At 44.9% G+C, this 19,406-nt stretch carries 13 protein-coding genes and 1 pseudogene; all 14 read right to left on the bottom strand.

Going from position 1 to position 19,406, the window contains the following annotated elements:
* Positions 1-167: 167 nt before the first annotated feature.
* The 14 genes and pseudogenes from ACR1R9_RS10515 to ACR1R9_RS10450 all read right to left on the bottom strand — a co-directional run bounded on the left by ACR1R9_RS10515 (position 168) and on the right by ACR1R9_RS10450 (position 19,079).
* Positions 168-1,784, bottom strand: coding sequence for a response regulator (locus tag ACR1R9_RS10515; RefSeq protein WP_076288852.1), 1,617 nt, complete (start codon positions 1,782-1,784; stop codon positions 168-170).
* A complete protein-coding gene (locus ACR1R9_RS10510) occupies positions 1,777-3,540 on the bottom strand; it encodes a sensor histidine kinase (protein ID WP_433956438.1) in 1,764 nt (587 codons plus the stop codon). The genes ACR1R9_RS10515 and ACR1R9_RS10510 overlap by 8 nt, the downstream gene beginning before the upstream one ends.
* A 39-nt stretch (positions 3,541-3,579) precedes the next feature.
* Positions 3,580-5,259, bottom strand: a complete 1,680-nt coding sequence (locus ACR1R9_RS10505; RefSeq protein ID WP_175380690.1) for an extracellular solute-binding protein — start codon at positions 5,257-5,259, stop codon at positions 3,580-3,582.
* Positions 5,260-5,420: 161 nt separating this feature from the next.
* Positions 5,421-6,953, bottom strand: coding sequence for a glycoside hydrolase family 43 protein (locus tag ACR1R9_RS10500; RefSeq protein WP_433921121.1), 1,533 nt, complete (start codon positions 6,951-6,953; stop codon positions 5,421-5,423).
* 339 nt (positions 6,954-7,292) lie between these two features.
* Complete coding sequence (locus ACR1R9_RS10495; protein WP_433921122.1) at positions 7,293-8,849, bottom strand: glycoside hydrolase family 43 protein; 1,557 nt, start codon at positions 8,847-8,849, stop codon at positions 7,293-7,295.
* On the bottom strand, positions 8,850-9,728 hold the full coding sequence (locus tag ACR1R9_RS10490) for a carbohydrate ABC transporter permease (protein ID WP_433923736.1): 879 nt from the start codon (positions 9,726-9,728) through the stop codon (positions 8,850-8,852).
* A 74-nt stretch (positions 9,729-9,802) separates the two neighbouring features.
* Complete coding sequence (locus tag ACR1R9_RS10485) at positions 9,803-10,768, bottom strand: ABC transporter permease (RefSeq protein ID WP_076288857.1); 966 nt, start codon at positions 10,766-10,768, stop codon at positions 9,803-9,805.
* 144 nt (positions 10,769-10,912) lie between these two features.
* The gene (locus ACR1R9_RS10480) at positions 10,913-12,592 is read right to left on the bottom strand and encodes a sugar ABC transporter substrate-binding protein (protein ID WP_310853186.1); all 1,680 of its coding nucleotides are present in this window, start codon (positions 12,590-12,592) and stop codon (positions 10,913-10,915) included.
* A 405-nt stretch (positions 12,593-12,997) separates the two neighbouring features.
* Complete coding sequence (locus tag ACR1R9_RS10475; RefSeq protein WP_099859431.1) at positions 12,998-14,227, bottom strand: MFS transporter; 1,230 nt, start codon at positions 14,225-14,227, stop codon at positions 12,998-13,000.
* A gap of 378 nt (positions 14,228-14,605) precedes the next feature.
* Complete coding sequence (locus tag ACR1R9_RS10470) at positions 14,606-14,752, bottom strand: hypothetical protein (RefSeq protein WP_175380615.1); 147 nt, start codon at positions 14,750-14,752, stop codon at positions 14,606-14,608.
* Positions 14,753-15,116: 364 nt separating this feature from the next.
* A pseudogene (locus ACR1R9_RS10465) lies at positions 15,117-15,781 on the bottom strand (Type 1 glutamine amidotransferase-like domain-containing protein).
* A gap of 241 nt (positions 15,782-16,022) precedes the next feature.
* On the bottom strand, positions 16,023-16,508 hold the full coding sequence (locus ACR1R9_RS10460) for a MarR family transcriptional regulator (RefSeq protein ID WP_433921123.1): 486 nt from the start codon (positions 16,506-16,508) through the stop codon (positions 16,023-16,025).
* Between the two features lie 326 nt (positions 16,509-16,834).
* A complete protein-coding gene (locus tag ACR1R9_RS10455) occupies positions 16,835-18,334 on the bottom strand; it encodes a monooxygenase (RefSeq protein WP_099859428.1) in 1,500 nt (499 codons plus the stop codon).
* A gap of 553 nt (positions 18,335-18,887) precedes the next feature.
* Positions 18,888-19,079 (bottom strand): hypothetical protein, encoded by a 192-nt coding sequence (locus ACR1R9_RS10450; RefSeq protein ID WP_217504573.1) that lies wholly within the window; start codon positions 19,077-19,079, stop codon positions 18,888-18,890.
* Positions 19,080-19,406 lie beyond the last annotated feature (327 nt).

Below are 19,406 nucleotides of genomic sequence, written 5' to 3'. Positions count from 1 at the left end.
TCCTCTCCTGTGCACCAAACCATTCAAATCTCCCATTAAAAAGCGCAAAAAACGCAGGAGCTGTTGCCTGCGTTTTTTTGTGTCCGCTTCCTTTGAAATGTAATGAAGGCTATTATGCCAAGCGGTTACTTACCTGGCTTATTAAACTGGAGGAAAGTCTGACGGGTCTAACTCACTAGTGTGGATTCACGGTATTCTTGAGGTGTCATGCCCGTCAGCTTCTTAAATAGTCGGGTAAACGAATGAGCTGCCTCATAACCGACTTGCAGTGCTACCTCACGCACCATAAGATCCGTATTGCCTAGCAGTTCCTTGGCTCTCCGAATTCGGCAATCGTCAATAAACTCGGACAAGTTGATTCCGGTTTCCTGCTTAAAGAAACGGGATAGATAGGACGGGTTGAAATGATTCAATTCAGCCAGTCGGACCAGGGATAGATCCTTTTCAAGGTTATTCTTAATATAGCTGCATATCGTCTGGGTCACCAGGTTAGCTCGTTCCTCTTCGTTCGATTGCTTAAAGTGCACCAGCTCATCTGCTGCGCGATACAGGTGATACACGGCATCCTTCATACTGCGATAATCTCCGAGATGAAGCAGGCTTCGCCGATCAGGGATTTGGTGCCCCCAACGATTGAATGTCGAATACAGCATCAGTGCCAGATGATAGTACGTTTCCATCGCACGTTCCATAATCACGTCCTGTTGCAGCAGTTCATTTGCCAGCTCTTCAAAAACATCATAAAAAGACTGGAATCTTCCGGTTTCCAAATAACCGGACATCAACTCAATCCGATTTGAAATGCGCACGGACTCCTTGGAAGTACCCATAGCAGGTTCTTCTGTTTTATCCGTTAACACCATGGATACCCCGTCTCCAATCTTCATCCACTGTAGTAACCGCAGACGTTCATATTGGCTTGGAATTTGGGACCATTGATAGCCCTGTCCACTTAAAGTAAAAGCAATGGATAAGCCTAACGAAGACTGGCAAGCTTCCTGAACAAGTTCCAATGTGCCCTCGACATATGTGACAAAGTGATCGTCTGGGCTAGCATTTTCCCTCTTGGGTTGAAGCAGCCAGACTGCATCACCATAATGATCCGTTACACTTGTATTTACCGCATGTTCACGAATAAAAGAAGATCCGATAACTCGTACCGATGCTTGAACGTGTTCCAGATCAGCATGCTCTCCGGGCGGCTTGTTGAATCGACCAAGCACCAGATACACCGGGGATTCTACTTGTAATCCGATGTTTCTTCGGGTGAGTTCAGCTTGTATCTCATGCAAGGAATCGGTCGGTGTACATTTCTGAAGAAGCTTACGCACATATTCCTCCTGTTGCAACGCTGCCAATCTTGAGGTAATCTCAAGCGATTGTTCCAGTACTTCATTCATGCTGTAACTTTGCCGAATCTCTTCCATCACCTGATCGACGACAGTCATTACTTTGTCATAGCCCTCTGTTTTGAGTAAATAACGCACATTGGTCATTTGAAAAGCCTTGTACGCATACTCAAAATCGCTGTGTCCTGTCAGAAAAATAACACGACAATGTGGCCATCGGGTCTGAATTTCCTCAGTTAGTTCCAGTCCGCTTATTCCCGGCATGCGGATGTCTGTCAGCACAATGTCAATCCTCGAGCGTCGCATCCAGGTCAATGCCTCCGCAGCAGAGTAGGCTTTACACACGTCAAGTTTGTCAGGCATATGTCTGGCGAACGTCTCATACAGACTATCCGTTATAATCTCCTCGTCATCCACGATCAGAAGTCTATACATTCGTTATCTGATCCCCTTCCTTCTGATGAATTCGTACCGCGACTTTCAATCCCTGCAGCTCACTCCGGGAGAGAAAAAGGCCACTTCCTTCCCCGTAGGTCAATATGAGACGTCTGTGAATATTCATTAATCCTGTCATTTCATCTGTGCCTGTTTCATTGTGCAGGCGTTCTTTGAGACGCTCAATGTCTTCCATCTGCAGATCCATACCGTTGTCTTCCACGATGAATTCGACATAGTTTGCTTCCATGCGGAATTGTACGCGCAAGAAACCCATACTCGTGTTTTTTTCAAGACTATGCTCATAAGCATTCTCGATAATCGGCTGAATAATAAGCCTGGGCACCTGAATCTGATCCATTCCAGGGGGGACTTGCCCAAAGTCCACCTTGATTCGTCTGGAGAATCTTAATTGCTGAATTTCCGTATAGATTCGTGAATGTTCCACTTCCTCCTTCAAAGTCACTTGATCTGTTTCGTTTCTGGTGATGAAGCGAAAATATACGCCAAGCATATTTGTGAATTGTTCAATTCGCTCCGTGTCTCCTGTTCTGGCGAGCGAGTTCAGAATGAAGAAGCTATTGTACAGAAAATGCGGATTAATCTGGGATTGAAGCTGTCTCAATTCGGCCCGCTGCATCATCATTGTCTTTTTGAAATCACGGTCAATCAACTGCTGAAGATTTTCAATCATATGATTGAAACGACTGTAGAGAAAACCGAATTCGTCTTTACGATGATGGTTGATCGGAATATCCAACACGCCTCCCTCCATTTTCTTGAATCTTTTGACAAGCAGCAGCAGCGGAATATGGATCAGCTTGTAACTGGAATACAGATACGCTGCAATGGCGATGAATGAAGTGATAGCAAAGATCCAGGCCCACTGAACAAATTTACTAAGGGGTTTGGTTACGATTTTCTCCGGCAAATAAGTGGCTACGGACAAGCCCAAGGTATTCATATGAAGCTGATTCACATGATACAAGGTTCCCTCCACGTTCACCTGAAAATTGTCATGCTGATTTGTAAGACTATATTTACGGTGACTGGACAGAATGACATCACGCTGCTGCTGATCTGAGATGGCATGCCCTGTTTGATTCTCGATCAGCAATGTTGCACTCTCGGGATACAGATTAAGTTGTGACAATTCATTTTGAAATTTGGCGGTATCCAGTTCCACTTGGACAACAAACAGGGGGGCATCTCCTCGCTTGCCTGGTAGCCGAACAGCGCTAAGGTTCAGATTGTCACTTTTTACAGTAAAGCGAACGCCTTTCCCTTCAAGATTTGAGCTAAAGTAACTAAAGGAATCATGATCGAAGTCATCCATGCCTTGCACTGCCGATATGCTCTTGTTGACTGCAGGGATATGTACGTAAACGTTCTTGATGTAAGCACTGCTGTTCTTGAATGAGGCCAGTCGCTCAGATAAATAATTCAACGTTTCACGTCTTTCCACTTGGTCCATCATGTTCCAGAGGATGGCAATCCGGTTCAGTTTGCGGTCCTCAGCGATATCAAACTGCTGAAGCTCCAACCATTCAATCTCCCTGTTCAGCTCCATGGCAAATTGGTTCAGGCGCCGATCCGTCGACAGGGATATTTCCTCGCTTGCCGTATCGTAACTCCAATGATACAAATAAACTCCCAGAAGGATCAGAGGAATCACAAAAACCAGATAGGTCATGATTAATCTTGCAAATATGCTGTTAAACCACGATTGGGCAGGAATTCTCAACAATCCGTTCACCTCCTATGCACCTGGCTGAAATAGGATCCCGGGTTAATTCTAGGAGGCAGATGCTGGATGATTCCTTGCAACATTGACTCTGAACCACGCATTCACCTCCGATGTAATTTCTTCCCCCCCCAGCTTGTACCAATCGTTCACGAACTGATCGAATTCTTCGATGGGTGAACCAAGAATGATATTCATGTATGCTTCAAGTTGAAGGTCTCGAAGAATAAGTTGTCGATCAACCATAGTTTCGGTTATTCCGCCGGTATACTCGTCATATAGAAGTTGTCCATTCCGGTCATAGGCATCGGCAATACTAAAGGCTCCCAAGGATCCATAGGTCTGTTTCCAACCCCATCCACTTTTTAAGCCCTCTGATTCATAAGCAACAATTCGTTTGTGGATCGCAAGGGCTTCGTTCTCCAGGCTTGAGAAATCCCCTCTCTTTCTGGCATCACGAATATCTCTGTAAGCATCCATGTTTTTCATTCCTGGAAAAGGGGTTACCGGCGAAAGCATCCACACGGCGCGTGAATCGTCATTGTAGTACGTTTCATACTCGGCTTGCTCACCCCAGTTTTTATCCAAATGCAGATTCATGAGCTTTACGACGACCTCAGGATGTGCAAATCCTTTCTTTACCGCGAAGTATTGTCCTGTATTGGAACGGAGCGGGACCAATATGCCTCTTCCAGACTCAGCCACAAGGGGATAAGCTTGCCATTCCGCATTAGGGTCCGTGTCGCGCGTGGTCTGAAGCATGAAGGGGGTCCACTGTTCACCATAGAGCATGCCTATTTTACCGTCCTGAATCAGGCGATACTCCTTACTTCCGTTTTTGTAAGCAAATTCGGGATCAAGCTGGCCTTCAAGGTATAAGGTCTGCAGCACCTTCAGTGCTTTTCTTACCTCCGGTTGTATGCCACCGTAAGCCAGATTGCCCTCCTTATCCTTGATCCATATATTCGGGTGAGCTCCGTAGCCGGCCATGAATCCAGATACACCCATAACGGGGTCCCACAAATAACTCGTCATTGCAAGTCCATAGGTGTCCTGCTCCCCATTTCCATCGGGATCTCCTTCTGTAAACGCTTTAGATATTTGCAGTACATCTTCCATCGTTTCAGGTGGCAGCAGGTCCATTTTTTCCAGCCAATCACTTCTGATCCACAGATATTGTGCTGTTTCGATGGCAGAAGACGATTCCGGGATCGCCATCAGTCTGCCGTCAATTGTGGCCGCATCGAACGCACCTCTTCCCTCAGCCTCCAAAATTTTTTTCGTAAGCGGAGAGGCTTGCGTCTGATACACTTCTGTCAGGTCTTCAATCAATCCCGCATTGCTTAATTGTCTGAGTTGATATGGATTTACTTTGACTACATCCGGAAAACGGCCTGCTGCGAGGGACACCCCCAGCTTCTGATTATATACGTCACCCCTTGCGATCCAGTCATAGTGAATCTGAATGCCCAATTCTTCTTCATACAATTGGGTCCAGCGATTATCCTCTAAACTTTCACCTGGTAACTGATCGATCATTTGCAGCAGATCCTCCCCGGTTTCCATGACAAAAGTGACTTTTATAGGTGGTACGTATTTCCCATCTTCTCCAGGATTCTGCCCCTGCTGCCCCGCAGGTACAGTCTGTTGTTGCTCTGTATTTCCTTGCGAAAGGCCTGCAGGTATGGACACCAAAAGGAGGAGAATTAAGGTCCATCTTGAACTGTACATCCATCTCTTATTCACGTCGACATGCCCCCAGTTCTATTGGAATGAGTTCACCATTTTGTTAGATCATCCCGAATCCTATCATTGTATAACAAACTTGGGCGGTATGAGTACAAAAAGCCGCCATCAGGCGACTTTATCCATAACCATCGTGTGTAAGCTGACTAGATCATATCGTATTTGAAATTCGAAAAATCAGCCGTTCCTCCTTTGACCTGTGTTGAATACAAGAATAAGCCAATCCGACAGCCCATGAAATGATCCAGTTTGTAGAACATCTTGTGAGAAATGCCGAGTGGCTTCCACTCCGTGCCATCGAGATAGGCAAAAGAACACTCATCCTGATTGTTCACGAAATGGCCTGATGCCTGGAGTGTAACGACTGGTCCGGTTACGCGAATCCGCGCATGCTCCGTCGCAGGCTCCTCATCGATCAAATTGCCGAATATGCTGGAATCCTGACTTTCCCTCGCCTGCATGACAAGGTAGAACTCTCCCTGCTCTCTCGTTAGCGCGATCAGGCCATATGTGCCTATTAGGAAACATAGCCCTGCATAATCACCATCGTTTAAACCGCTGCCGTCCAGGGTGACGTTTACCTTACAAGCGGGCCCCATCGCACGCTGGGTCAATGTGTTCACCGCATAAATAAGGTTCGGGCTAAGCTGGCCGGTCCGAATCCGGTACACTCCAGGCTTCTCGGTTACGGACCACTGCTCATCATGGGGCGTGTGGTTCCATTGCCAAAAATCACGAAGGCGAGCTCTGCTGTCCCCGCCGATATGATACTCAAAATCGTCACTACCCACCAGCGGGCTGTAACTATAATCTGGTCTTGTGCTAGGAATATCTATTGCTCTTGGTGCATTGCTTGCAAAAACGGGAATTCCGTCTTCAAAATTCATGGGAACGATTACAGGAATACGCCCTACTGCACCATGATCCTGAAATAGCACAGCGTACCAATCCCCACCGGGGGTATCGACTATACCGCCTTGAGCAACACCTGAATTGAAATATCCCATATCATCATTAAATACTTCCCCACCGATAAATTCACCATTTAGCGTATCTGCCATGTAGTAAGCCTGGGTTCTTCGTCCCACCTCTTTGGAAATATGAATCAAGAACACATAATACTTCCCATTAACCTTGTAGAAATGGGCACCTTCGTAACCAAGATGGTAAGGATCCCGCTCCTTCACGATTAAACGCTGTGTCCCCCCCGGTTTGGGTCCTGATAAATCAGCTTTTAACTCTACCAAATGAATCTCGGCATTGCCATGTACCAAATATGCCCGATCATCATCGTCAAAGAAAAGGGAGCAATCATGATAAAAGCCCTCTACGATGCGTTTGTCCCATGGTCCCGAAATGGATGCGGACGTGTATAAATACGTTTTACGCGTATCATTGGCTACAAAGATCACGTAGAACGTTCCTTGATGATACCGAAGTGAAGCTGCCCACATGCCTTTACCATAGATGTGCTTGCCATCTTCCAGTCTTTGGGCTGGGGTGTCATCCAGTCTGTCATATACATAGGTTGCCACTTCCCAATGAATCAGATCGTACGAACGCAGGATGACGCAACCCGGCATCATGTGCATTGTTGTACTGACCATGTAATAGGTATCTTCTACGCGAATGACATCAAGATCCGGGTAATCAGCCCATATAATTGGATTGTGATACATGCTGTAATTACACCTCACTTTGTTTAGGATATTGTAAAGTCAATAGCAAATGTATAAGATGACTGATCAGTCACCCTCATTTTACATGTTTTAATAGGTAAGCGACAGGATAAATAAACCGCTTTCTTCCTTTATAAAAGCTTCAAATATATGTTGCAATACACAATAACCTCCATGCCAAAGTGATAGTGGCAAGAAGGTTATTATAAAATGACAATGCATAGATATTGTTGAAGAGATATGCCAACCACGAGCGCTAGCTTTCGAATGTACTTAGATTCACCGCTGCAGCGATGTGAAAAGTGTCCTTAGATGACGCCTTGAATGGTGCCTCGTTGGCTAGATCTCATACTCGAACCAATCAAAATGGGCAGGTGTGCTACTTGCCTTACCATTGCCAGTAGCGTATAGTCCGACCACCGCTCCGGTAAAGCACATTTTGTGCACAAAGTCCTCCGGTGATATAGCACGTGCCGAGCCTGAACCCAAGGCTGTCCAGTTCTGTCCGTCCTCGGAACAAGTCAGCCTATATTCCTTCTCCGTCGATTCGATCCGGAGAAACAGCTGCTCCGCTTCAGTCTCGCCCGCATACACGATTTCCGACTCTCCGCGCACCGTCAACCGAGCAAAGAGTATGTTTCGTCCGTTCAACCGTCTTATGCCAATCTCATAGTGTGCATCTTCATCCCGGCGGATACACATTCCGGCCTCTTCTCCATCAGCAGCCGGAACGAATACCATGCTAGTTGTATAGCATGCTTCAACATGCTGCTGCCTCCGGCCAACAAACGTAATCTGACCAACGTCGCCGAGACTTGCTTCCTGTCCATATAGGGTCAGAAAACCTGGTTTTTCCGTAACGGAGCATGCTCCTTCTGACGGATTGCGAACGAACATCCACTGCGGCCCAAGTTCTTCATTGAAGTTTTCTCGCCCTACAACGACTGCTGCATGACCATCCAATATAGAAGGTGCTGTCATTGGCAATCGCTGGACCTTCATGTCCAGACTCACTATTCCTTCATTGTTATCCATGTGCGGCCAGCCCTCGTTCCAAACGACCGGGGCGAGGAACGTTTCACGTCCAAGCACACTATATCCGTCCTCTGTCAAACGCACGCCAAGGAATACGGCCCACCAGTCTCCGTGGTGATCCTCCACCAGATCGGCATGACCCAAATACTGGATCGGATGGTCCAGATGGCGATGGGTCAGGATCGGCTCAGGATAGCGTTCAAACGGACCATAAGGTCGATCGCTTCGGCCGATGATCTCACGATGCTCCTTGGCCGTCCCACCAGAAGCAGACATCATGTAATACAGACCATTGATTTTGTACAGATGTGGCCCTTCGGTCCAAGGCCCTCCATCTCCATGCCAGACAACTTGTGGTTCAGAGAGCGCCTCACCTGTAGCGATGTCGATCTCATACTGGATGGCATGAGAATCGTAATCGGCACCTTGTTGGGCGGTCACGTACACTTTGCCATCGTCGTCAAAAAACAGCGAGGGGTCAATGCCCCCGTAGGGAATACGAATTGGATCGGACCATGGTCCGGCAGGGTTGGTTGCCGTAACAAAGAAGTTCCCGATGCCCCTTACATCTGTCGTAATCATATAAAATATACCTTCATGGCAACGCAGTGTCGGAGCATAAATGCCGTCTGAGCTCTTCTGACCGGTCAAATCCAGCTGGCTGATTCGGTCCAGTACGTTGCCGATCTGCTCCCATTGAATGAGATCCGGACTCCGAAAGATCGGCACGCCGGGAAAATATTCAAACGAGCTGCAAATGAGGTAAAAATATTCTTCCGCCTTCACAATGCTGGGATCCGGATAGAATCCGGGAAGGATCCGGTTGGCATAACAGAGGGTATTAGCTTGGAGTTGCTTCATCTATTCCTTCACACTCCCTACATTTAGTCCAACGACAAAGTATTTTTGCATAAACGGATACACCAACAAGATCGGAACAGAAGCGACAATCGTAACTGCAGCACGAATCGAAATGGGCGTTACCTGTGTGGTATGCTCCACTCCCACGCCGTTGGCAACGGAAGGATTACTGTTGGCGTTCATACTGGAAGACAACAGCTTCATCAGTTCGTATTGCAGTGTACTGAGCTCTTGACGTGATGACGTGTACAGAAAAGCATCGAACCAGGAATTCCACGCGCCGACTGCGACAAAGAGCGCAATGGTCGCTAGCACAGGTTTGCACAGTGGAAAAATAATTCTCCAGAAAATTCTGAAGTCGCCTGCTCCATCAATTTTGGCTGATTCAATCAAGCTTTCAGGGATCGTGTAAATATAGGTACGAATAACGATCAGGTTAAACGCACTAATCAGCGATGGTAAAACATACACCCAGAAGGAGTTAATCAAATGCAGATCCTTCATCAGGAAGTACCCCGGAATTAGCCCGGCATTGAAATACATCGTCAGCACAAAAATGGTCGTAATCAGCTTGCGGAAAATATAATCGCGCCGACTCAGTGTGTAAGCCAACATGGTGGTCAAGAAAATGTTCAGAACGGTGGATAGTACTGTACGTGCAACGGAAATCAAAAATGCATTATAAATGGTGCCTGATGCAAATACGGCTTTGTAATTCTGCAGGGTGAAATCGCGGGGCCACAAATATAAGCCTCCTCGAATGGTGTCATTCCCTGCATTAAATGAAACCACAATCGTGTTCAAAAATGGATATAACGTCACAATCACCAGCAGCACCATGAAGATGGTATTAAAGGTGTTAAACAGAAACGGTTCCATGCCTCTGCCACCCGGGCGGCGAACGGAAAGCGCCGCTGTATTTCCTAAACCAGACAATGGTGTTTTTTTCGTCATTATAACAGCCTCTCTTCCCCAAGCCGCTTGGCGGTCCAATTCGCTACAAGTAACATCGTAATGCTGACCACGGTCTTAAATATTCCGCCTGCAGTTGCGAGCGAATAGTTGCCCTGTGCAATCCCGTATTTGAGCACGAAGATATCAATCGTTTCCGCCCAGTCAACAACCAATCCATTACCCAGCAAATACTGAACCTCGAAGCCGGCTTCCAGAATATGTCCAATCGACATAATCAACAGGATGACAATGGTAGGCTTGATTCCCGGCAAGGTGACATTCCACATTTTTTGATATCGATTGGCGCCATCAATATCGGCAGCTTCATACTGTGCCGGATCAATCGAGGCCATGGCCGCCAAATAAATAATGGTGCTCCACCCGACTTCTTTCCAAATATGAGAACTTGCCACAACGCCCCAGAAATACTTTCCTTCCGTCAGCCACAAGATCGGCTCGTTGATGAGGTGCAGTCTCATGAGGATATCGTTGATAATGCCGTCAGAAGCAAGCGATGTCGCTACGATGCCGGTCACGATAATCCATGATAAGAAGTGAGGAAGATAAGAGATGGTTTGTACTGTCCGCTTCCACATGACCTTCTTGATCTCATTGAGTAACAATGCCAAAACAATAGCGGTAACGAAACCCAAAATCATGTTGATGATACTCATGGCCAGCGTATTGCGGAGCACGCGCAAGAAATTGTCATCGGTAAACAAAAATTGAAAATGCTTAAACCCTACCCACGTTTGCTGCGAGAAACTTCTGGCCGGTTTGTAATCCTGAAAGGCCATCGTCCAGCCCCAGACAGGTACATAAGCAAAGATGATAATGTACGCAAGCAGAGGAACAGACATCCAAATGAGCTGTCTCTGTGCTTTGATATTTTGCCAGGTAATCCGCTTCATTTTTGGTTTTTTCTTCGGGCGGAGCGGCTTGGTACCCACTACAATTTCCTCCATAATATCAGGCTCCCTATCCATCTTTAAAATCAAAGCAAAACATCGAAAGCGACGTATCTTCCACGATGAAAGACCAGGCCCTACAAACAATTTTTTCAAAAGAATCAGGAAGAAAGGTTATCTTCCTTCCTGACGTTAAGTCTTTTATTTCACAGACCAGTTATCGATTCTCCACTTCAACACTTCATTGATACGATCTTCATACGTTTTGATGTCCAGCTTTTTAATATCGGAAACGTATTCATTCCAAACATTGTCAAACTCTGATGTACCGCTCAAGATTGCTTTTGGCAAATATTTGGTCGACAATTCGTTCAACTTCGTATTGGCAATCTTCGCTGGAGATCCCTCAACCAGATCGACAGACCAAGCAGGGTAAGTCACCGGATTCTCTGGTGGAGCACTGAAGAAATCGACATAGCTGTTGAAACCATAAGCGCCCAAAACTTCCTTATCAAACGGTTTCAAGCTGGCTTGATATTCTTCCGGCTGATTGCTTGCCGAAGTTGCGTTGCCATCACTAAAGTAGCCTTCAACTTTCGGCGCAGTTCCATAAAATGCATCCGCTTTGTTGGCCAGTTTCCAGGCCGCATCTGCGGCATTGTCGCGCTGCTCTTGGGTTTTCATGAAACGGCCTTCGTCATTGACGTAATAGTCTTCATCCTGAATGCCCCAAGTGAGTGTCTTTTGCCAATCTTCTTCCATGAGCTTGTCAAGTGCTTTAATGATTTTCACAGGGTCTTTGGCACTCACGGTAATACCAAAGCCATTGTTCAGGTTAAGCGCTGCGCGATCACGATAATAGTCTTTGGTGCTGCTGTCATACACGAGCGGGAACCCCACATAGGTGCGTTCAATTTTGTCCTGCGTTATGAGCGAATCTTCCGCGCTGCCGAAATTCCAGTGTTGGTCGAACATGCCGAGTACTGCCCCACTGGACAATTTGGCCATATATTGGTCGTAGTTTTGTGCAAACGCTTCCTTATCCAGCAAGCCTTGTGCATTGATTTCATTTAGTTTCTGATAGTACGTCTTGGCATAATCCTTGTCCGCAAAGATCTCTGCCTGGCCGTCGTTGACGACCACACCGCCATCATTCGGATGACCGATCAAATGCTGCGGCGGATTCAGCAAGCCCCAGTTTTTCCAATCATAGTTCAATACCTCGAAACCGACTGTCGGTTTGCCGTCAATGGTTGGATACTTTTCCTTGTATTTCGCGATCAAGTCAAAGTATTCGTCCAGTGTCTTCGGTGTCGGATAACCGAACTCTTTCAACACGGCTTTTTGGATCCAAAAGGCAGGTCCGCTGTAGTAGGTATCCGCCACTTCTCCGTTGTATGCACCGTAGTTTGGCAGGTAGTAAATGTGTCCATCATTCGGGTCCTTCATTTGATTCCAGTACTTCTCGTAATGCTTCTTCAAATTAGGCGCGTGTTCTTCAATCAGATCTTCAAGCGGAATGACTGAACCGGCTGCCGTAAGTTTGGTATCGGCTGAGATCAGATCCGGATAATCTCCACCGGCGATCATGACGCCGAGCTTTTGGTTCTTGTCACCAGCCAGAAATTCGAATTTAAATGTAACGCCGAGCTCTTCCTTGATTTTTTTGTAAATCTTGTTATCAGCGGTTGGCTGCTGTCCGGCCTCATTCAGAAACACCGAGATTTCTATCGGATTGTCAGCCCCCACTTCACTTCCTGCACTGTTCTCTTCTCCGCTTCCGGAGTCACCTGCACTGCCTGAGCAACCAGCCAGCACAACGCTCAGCGACAACAACAATGTTGCCCCCATACGGAAAAAATTCTTTTTATTGCCCCCCATAAAGCACCTCCAAAGTTTCAATCTCGTATTTATGAAAACCCTTTCATTGGGATAATTTAATTATAAATTTAACACTACCTGGAAACTATATTCGAATTATAGCTCTTTCCGAGAAAAGTTCAGGTTTTCTCCCTCCCGGTAATGCGCATGAAAATAATTGTTGATATCCTGGCACAATACCCTGCGCTTCAAAGGTATTCTCCTTGAACTGTCATAATCTTGGCACGAACTTAGTTCCTTAAAACAAAAAAAAGCCGCTATAATAGCGGCCCATTTCCAGCAAAACAATCATCTTCAATTTTTTTATCACTATGATTCTGGCGGGTTTACTCCCAGGAAATGAAGAAGAACCGATCACTTCTTCATGACCGACTCTTCTCATTAAAATTTTATAGATATCGCGAATTATGTCTCTTGTGCAATATGTGTATTATCAGGCGCTTTTTGGTTCATGATCGGAACCATGACCAGTGCGCCAAGAAGAAATAATAATCCTGCACCACTATAGATTGTACCCAGCGAAAAGGCACCCTTTAATGCGCCAGCGAAAGACATGGAAACGACCATCATGCCAACGAACATCGGATTCAGAACCCCATTCACCCGGCCGACAATCGAAGCCTCTGACCATTTCAGAATCATTGTGCTGATCCCAATATGAATGCACGGGAAAACAAGTCCATTCAGAAATTGAACGGTCAGGGTGAGTGGAACGCTTGTCGAATACCCTACAATGGCTGTGCAGACTGCGCCTGCGATCATACCTATTGCGAGAAGAATCTGCGGCGGAACCCGCTTGGCGAAAGCGGCCACGATTCCGCCACCAATCAGCATAGCTGCACCATTAACCATTAGCAGATACTGCAGGAATTCCTTGCTTCTGCCCAGCCGCTCCGTTACGATAAACAGGTTGAGCGCTTGGGCTACGCCAACAGCCAGTCCCGCGAGAATAAATGCCAGTCCGAGCATCCGCAGTACTTGGCTTTGCCAAACATAGCGGAAGCCTTCAATGAATTCTTTACGGAACTGCCCTTTTACAGCGGCGGTTTGAGATTGCATATGATCTTCTGGCAGACGAATAAGAACGAGTGCAGAGAGCAGAAATACCAGGCCCATGACAGCGATCGATATTTCAAGGCCAAATGTGCTGTAAACGAAGGTGCCGAGCATAGGACCAAGCACCATGAAGATGGCCATCAGTGATTGGAATAGAGCCATCCCTTGCTGGAGCTGTTCTTCGGGCACATGATACTTGAACAAACGCATGCTCGAAGGTTGAGAGAACTGCGAAAGAATAGCTGAGATGAATGCGACAAGGTAAACGGAGTGCCAAGAACCGAAATGTATGGTCAGAAGTACTACGAATACCGATACCGCGGATAATAAATCGCACCAGATCATCGTTCGCTTCGGCCGCCAGCGGTCAGCAAATGTACCTCCAATGAACGAAAAAACAAAAATTGGTGCGAATTCGGCTACGCTGATTAGCGAAATAGCATATGGATCATTGTTTGTTCTCTCCGCAACGTACAAGAGAATAGCAAAATTACGTACCCAAATGCCAACCTGCAGGAGCACGCTTGATAATAAAATCGTCTGCAGGAACCGATTGCGAAACAGGCTTGGTGCATTCATGGTTTTTTCGTGCCGATCCAATCTTTTCAACCTCCAATTTGTTCAAAAAGATTCCCATTTTGAGTAAGATATGACTCTCCTTTCAATTCCTAATTATACGGACTTCCACATCGTTCACCTCATACTAAAGACTGAATTTTCAGAGTGCGTCTCCCAAAAATATTCTTTTCCTGCCAGGGCGCACCCCGCTCTACAAAACAAAAAAGCCACCATTAAAGATGGCGACTGTGTTGATTATAATGGTGATATTATTCATCTCATACTAATTAGCAGAGAGCATTTCATCTTTAGTTACCAACACTGTTGGAGTCTTTTGAGTCTTTTGAGTCTTTTGATTCCGTTGGCTTTCGCACCTATCTTCTGCATGTAAGGTCTCACTTATTTAATAACTTCAACCTTTTTATCCCCTGCTGACTTCGCTACCTCTAACGTTGTATTACCTTGGATAGCGACGATCACGCCAGTAGCCAGCATAGAAACGACTAAAGCAGCGCTGAGGGCTTTGGAAATTTTCTTCTTGACCATAACCACACCTCCTCCGATATCTATTATGTAATAAGCGGCTCAAGACTATGACGAGCCAAGGGTGACTCCATGACTGTGAAAGGGAGAGAATCCAATCTAATTTACATGGTGGAACTCACTAAATAATTACAATATTCCACTTTTTATGTTGAGTAATCCACCTGGTGATTGTATTATAACGTACTGACAATGATTGTAAAAGGATTTTTTCCTTGCGTTCAAATAAAATAAATTAGCCTCGGAAAATAAAGTTGTAGACTAAGCAAAGGCACCTTTGACTGCATCGTCATATTCCACTGTAACTGGTACGGTTGCCCTCTATTGTGACTGGATACGCAAGTGGATTTTCCATCTCTCACCCTGATTAGAGCGTCTCAACCAATTTCTGAATCTTTGATTGGGAAATTAAATATACTGGACCCATTATTTCTATTTTGCCGTCCTTCACACGCACAGCACTCTCCTGTTCTGCCGCATAAACATCAATCTCTTCAGACAAGGGGAACATATAGCCTTGAACAAATGTGGCGTAGTCGCGTTGAGAATGTGATTCATAGGCAAATTGATCAAAGCCAATACCATCATAAATAGCACTTGTTTCAACTTCATCAGTGTTATTCAAGCTTAACCATTTTGCAGCCATGTTTAACGCACCGGCGCTGGCACCCATTATAACGGCATTGCTGTTCTTAATAACATCCGATAATTCATATTCCGTCAAGAAATCGTTCTGCAAAACAGGATATCCACCGCATAAAAAAATGACAGAGGCGTTTTGAATGAATCGCCGGGCATCTTCCTTCTGCATGCGGTAATCAATGAAATGATATTCATCAAAATAATATTAGCCTGATTCAACCATCTCCATTCTGAAACATCATCAAAGTTAATTTGCTCACCTGTATAACCAGACGGATCAGCGCTAATCATAACAAGCGATTTTCTGTCTTGTACATCCTCCTGCAACAATTTGACCAGCTTCTCTGGAAAAAAATCATTAAACCAACTGAAGTAGTAGTGAGTTTTCAAACTTAATAACCTCCATATGTACTTTTTACATGCTTCCATTCTAACGATAAAACATATTACACACGCTAGAAAGATGAACTGTTCTTTAGCTATCTCGCTTACAGACCCTTGTACACATTTCATAAATCCAACTCTATATTACCATAACATGGGACACGGACTTGTACCGATAAAACAAAAAAGCTGCTAACTTAGCAGCTCTATGGGCATCTATTTTATCGACAATTCAGGCGCACATCTTTCAATAATCCCACTCTTTTAAATCCTGGATGAACTTGCTCGCAAAAACAAGTTCATCAGCTGTATATTTATCTAGAAATTTAATGAATCGTTCTTCAATTTCTTGATGGATTCGATGATGGATAACATAAACTTTTTGGCCTTTTGATGTCAAACTATAGTAGACTTCTTTTTTATTGTCATTAATCTGCTGTCTTTTAATCAAGGCCAGTTTTAGAAGTTTTTTGCTAATTCTTGTGATGGACCCTTTGGTTAATCCCGTTTTTTCTGAAATGGAGGTGACATTAATCGGTGAGAAATCTCCGATACATGCGATGAGGTGAATCTCCGACAAGGTCAAATTCACCTTTTCTCCAAATTCCTTTTCGAATTTATGTAGTTCCTCACTCATTCTGACGGATAACTTGCTTTCCCTTACGTCCTGTTGACTCATAAGATGAATAAAGCTTTTAAAAATCCATTGTTTAGAATGATCCATTGGCTGCATTTTCTTTGGTCTCCTCTATTCGCATATCTCTCCTCATTATACATAATTGTTTCGCAAAAAACATTTGATACGCTTATTTTTGGAAACTTGTAGACCAAAGTATCCATGAAATAATGGGATTAGTTGCATCCGAGCCTTTGAACAACTTGGGCATTTTCCCCGCATTGAAATTTGCGCCCCAAAACGTAGCTGACACTGCGAGTGTAAAGTAAGAAAACGGGACTTTTCTCATATCAACACTTCACATAGAAAAAATGCCCGGAAAGCGATGATTCAGAGGCTTCCGGACATTTTTTGTTTCTCACAAAACAATAAGAGTAAAAAAATTACCCTTTGCTGATGCTATTAATACCTTTCTTTATGCATTGTTCCAGTTCACTGTCTTGATCGGAAATTGCCCATGCGATATATCCATCCGGACGAATCATTGCTGTGTGCACATTGTTCCAGTCCAGGGCTGGTTCCGCCAATATCGCATTAACACATGTGAAATGCTGATTGGGCAAACGACGAGTGATGCCTTCCACGAGTTGATCATTAACGAGATTTAGCAATATGTATTTGCCTTCCCGGAAAAGTTCGTAACTGCTGAAGATATCTCCGTTTTCCTTACGCAGTTTGATCTCTGCAAGTCTGCGACCATTTAATGGATGTTCAGAAACAGTATCTGGCACTGTATAGCCAACATCCACAGCTGCAATTTGACTCGCTAAGCGGTAGTTTGCTTCCGGAATTTCCAATAGGTTGGAAATCATTGTCCGCAGATCGATCGTAGTCGATGAAAAATCGCTACCAAATAGCAGCGTTTGTACACGTGTATTCCTAAGCAATGCTGAATTGATGGGAAAACGCTCTTCATGGTAACTATCGAGCAATCCTTCTGGTGCCCATCCTTTCACTTCCGCAGCCAATTTCCAACCGAGATTCAAGGCCTCTTGCAGTCCCACATTCATACCTTGACCTCCGGCAGGGAAATGAATATGAGCAGCATCCCCTGCAAGGAATATTCTTCCCTCCCTGTAGCGGTCAGCTTGTCGGGTAGCATTGCCAAAGCGAGTCATCCAGTACGGATCTGAAATCCCATAGTCGTCCCCTAACATGCGAAGCATTCCCGAGCGTAGTTCCTCCAGCGTGACCGGTGTGTCCTTAGGAATAGATTTTCGATCCGGATCGATGAAAACTACACGATGCAACTCTTTAGACACAGGAACGATCATGATCATTCCGTTCTCGTCAAAGCTGGAAACGACATTCGTTGCAGGCGGGCGTTTAAGCACAACATCGCCTTGGACCGAAGTAAGTGTTGTATCCGTTCCGTTAAAGGGAATGTTCGCCTGTTTACGTACAATGCTTCCGGCTCCATCTGCACCAACTACATATGCTGCTGTTAATGTCATTTCGCCTTCAGTTCCAGTGGCTACCACTTCTACATATTCTGAATTTGGTGAGATAGACGAAACTTCCGTTCCTCGCCGTATTTCCGCACCTAGCTCTCTGGCTCTGCGCTCCAGTATCTTTTCGGTTTCGGATTGGGCAATAAACAATGAATAATTTGATGAAGAGTCGATGACCGTAAAGTCCAACCGAGTTTCCAAACCTGCAAAATGCCCGGTAGGCAACGGTTTCCCGATCTTCAACAATTCCGCTTTTAAACCGCGCAAGTCCAGCATTTCTATTGTACGAGGATGGATACTAAGTGCTCTAGAGTATGGGGTGGTATCTTCTAATTTCTCCAAAATACAAACCTTGACGTCCGCCAAAGCGAGTTCTCCTGCCAACATCATGCCGACAGGTCCCCCTCCGATAATAATCACATCATAATTCATTTTCATATTTCTCCTCTCTTAGTTGAAAATCGATGCAATTGCATCCAATTTAGCAAAGACTTACTTGGACTGAAAAGATAACGAAGAAGCGGTAATGACGATTTGCGAAATGAGATCTGCCACTGTTTGTGTGACGGTACTCGGATTTATTATCATGCGCGCCTCCTTATTTCATTGTTTTACACAAAACAAAAATAATATATTGTTTTGTACGAAACAAAATTATAGTATCATCAATATTAGATTTAAACAATATATATTTTGTAAATTGTTTTGATTGAAACAATATTATCTACAATGATGAATTAATATTCTAGGCTTTTGACTTGCGTTCTTTCCCTCGGTATGGAGACAGTTTTTGGTACCTTGAAATAGAATAAGCCGCTAAAATTGCGACTTTCACTGGGAATATGTAAATGAACAGCGAGGCTTTCAAACTATTTAACCTAGGTAATGGGGAGAACGTTAGCGAGTCCTATAGTAATTATCTACATAAGAAAAGCCACCATTATAAAGGTGGCAAAAATATAATTATCTATGCGAACGATAATTACTATGCTAATTGTGTGATAACCAGTGGAATTACCGACTGGGGTGAGTATTGAATAACAACAGTCGTTTGTACTATAGCCATTCCCGGCATCTGACTTGTGCCTGTTGCTCGCCCCACTACTGAATTGGATAGGTCAGCACCATTGAGTGTTAGCATAGGTTGCCCAGCTTCATTCACACTTCCCTGAAACATAACCAGATACGTCCCTATCGCGGCCAAATTAAATGTGCTTGGACCCGTACGAGTAATTGTAGTTCCGATTGTAGGCCCATCTTTCGGAAAAAGTTTAGCGGCTTTGAATGGTATTTCAAAATTGTCTTATGAAGAGCGATTTCTTGGGATCCCTAAAACAACCTATTCCCACAACCCTGATTCGAGGCTTCACCTTCAATCAAGAATGACCCAAATTTGAGTAGCCAATGAGATTTGATGGATCTTCTGACTTGTGAAGTACTCTTGACCAGGGTCGTATCAACCTTGGTGTGTTTATGAGTGACCCTAATCCATTCTCTCGTTCAA

It is taken from the genome of Paenibacillus taichungensis (assembly GCF_050994985.1).
GTDB lineage: Bacteria > Bacillota > Bacilli > Paenibacillales > Paenibacillaceae > Paenibacillus > Paenibacillus taichungensis.
Note: the sequence above shows the minus strand (reverse complement) of the source record. Positions and strands in the feature narration are given on the sequence as shown.

Excerpts from the sequence above, each read along its gene's own strand:
- ACR1R9_RS10450 (WP_217504573.1), bottom strand. The coding sequence starts at position 19,079 with ATGTTTCAGGGAAGTGTGAATGAAGCTGGGCAACCTATGCTAACACTC.
- ACR1R9_RS10490 (WP_433923736.1), bottom strand. The coding sequence starts at position 9,728 with ATGGAACCGTTTCTGTTTAACACCTTTAATACCATCTTCATGGTGCTG.
- ACR1R9_RS10500 (WP_433921121.1), bottom strand. The coding sequence starts at position 6,953 with ATGTATCACAATCCAATTATATGGGCTGATTACCCGGATCTTGATGTC.
- ACR1R9_RS10460 (WP_433921123.1), bottom strand. The coding sequence starts at position 16,508 with ATGCAGCCAATGGATCATTCTAAACAATGGATTTTTAAAAGCTTTATT.
- ACR1R9_RS10475 (WP_099859431.1), bottom strand. The coding sequence starts at position 14,227 with ATGAATGCACCAAGCCTGTTTCGCAATCGGTTCCTGCAGACGATTTTA.
- ACR1R9_RS10495 (WP_433921122.1), bottom strand. The coding sequence starts at position 8,849 with ATGAAGCAACTCCAAGCTAATACCCTCTGTTATGCCAACCGGATCCTT.
- ACR1R9_RS10515 (WP_076288852.1), bottom strand. The coding sequence starts at position 1,784 with ATGTATAGACTTCTGATCGTGGATGACGAGGAGATTATAACGGATAGT.
- ACR1R9_RS10505 (WP_175380690.1), bottom strand. The coding sequence starts at position 5,259 with ATGTACAGTTCAAGATGGACCTTAATTCTCCTCCTTTTGGTGTCCATA.
- ACR1R9_RS10485 (WP_076288857.1), bottom strand. The coding sequence starts at position 10,768 with ATGGAGGAAATTGTAGTGGGTACCAAGCCGCTCCGCCCGAAGAAAAAA.
- ACR1R9_RS10480 (WP_310853186.1), bottom strand. The coding sequence starts at position 12,592 with ATGGGGGGCAATAAAAAGAATTTTTTCCGTATGGGGGCAACATTGTTG.
- ACR1R9_RS10455 (WP_099859428.1), bottom strand. The coding sequence starts at position 18,334 with ATGAATTATGATGTGATTATTATCGGAGGGGGACCTGTCGGCATGATG.
- ACR1R9_RS10470 (WP_175380615.1), bottom strand. The coding sequence starts at position 14,752 with ATGGTCAAGAAGAAAATTTCCAAAGCCCTCAGCGCTGCTTTAGTCGTT.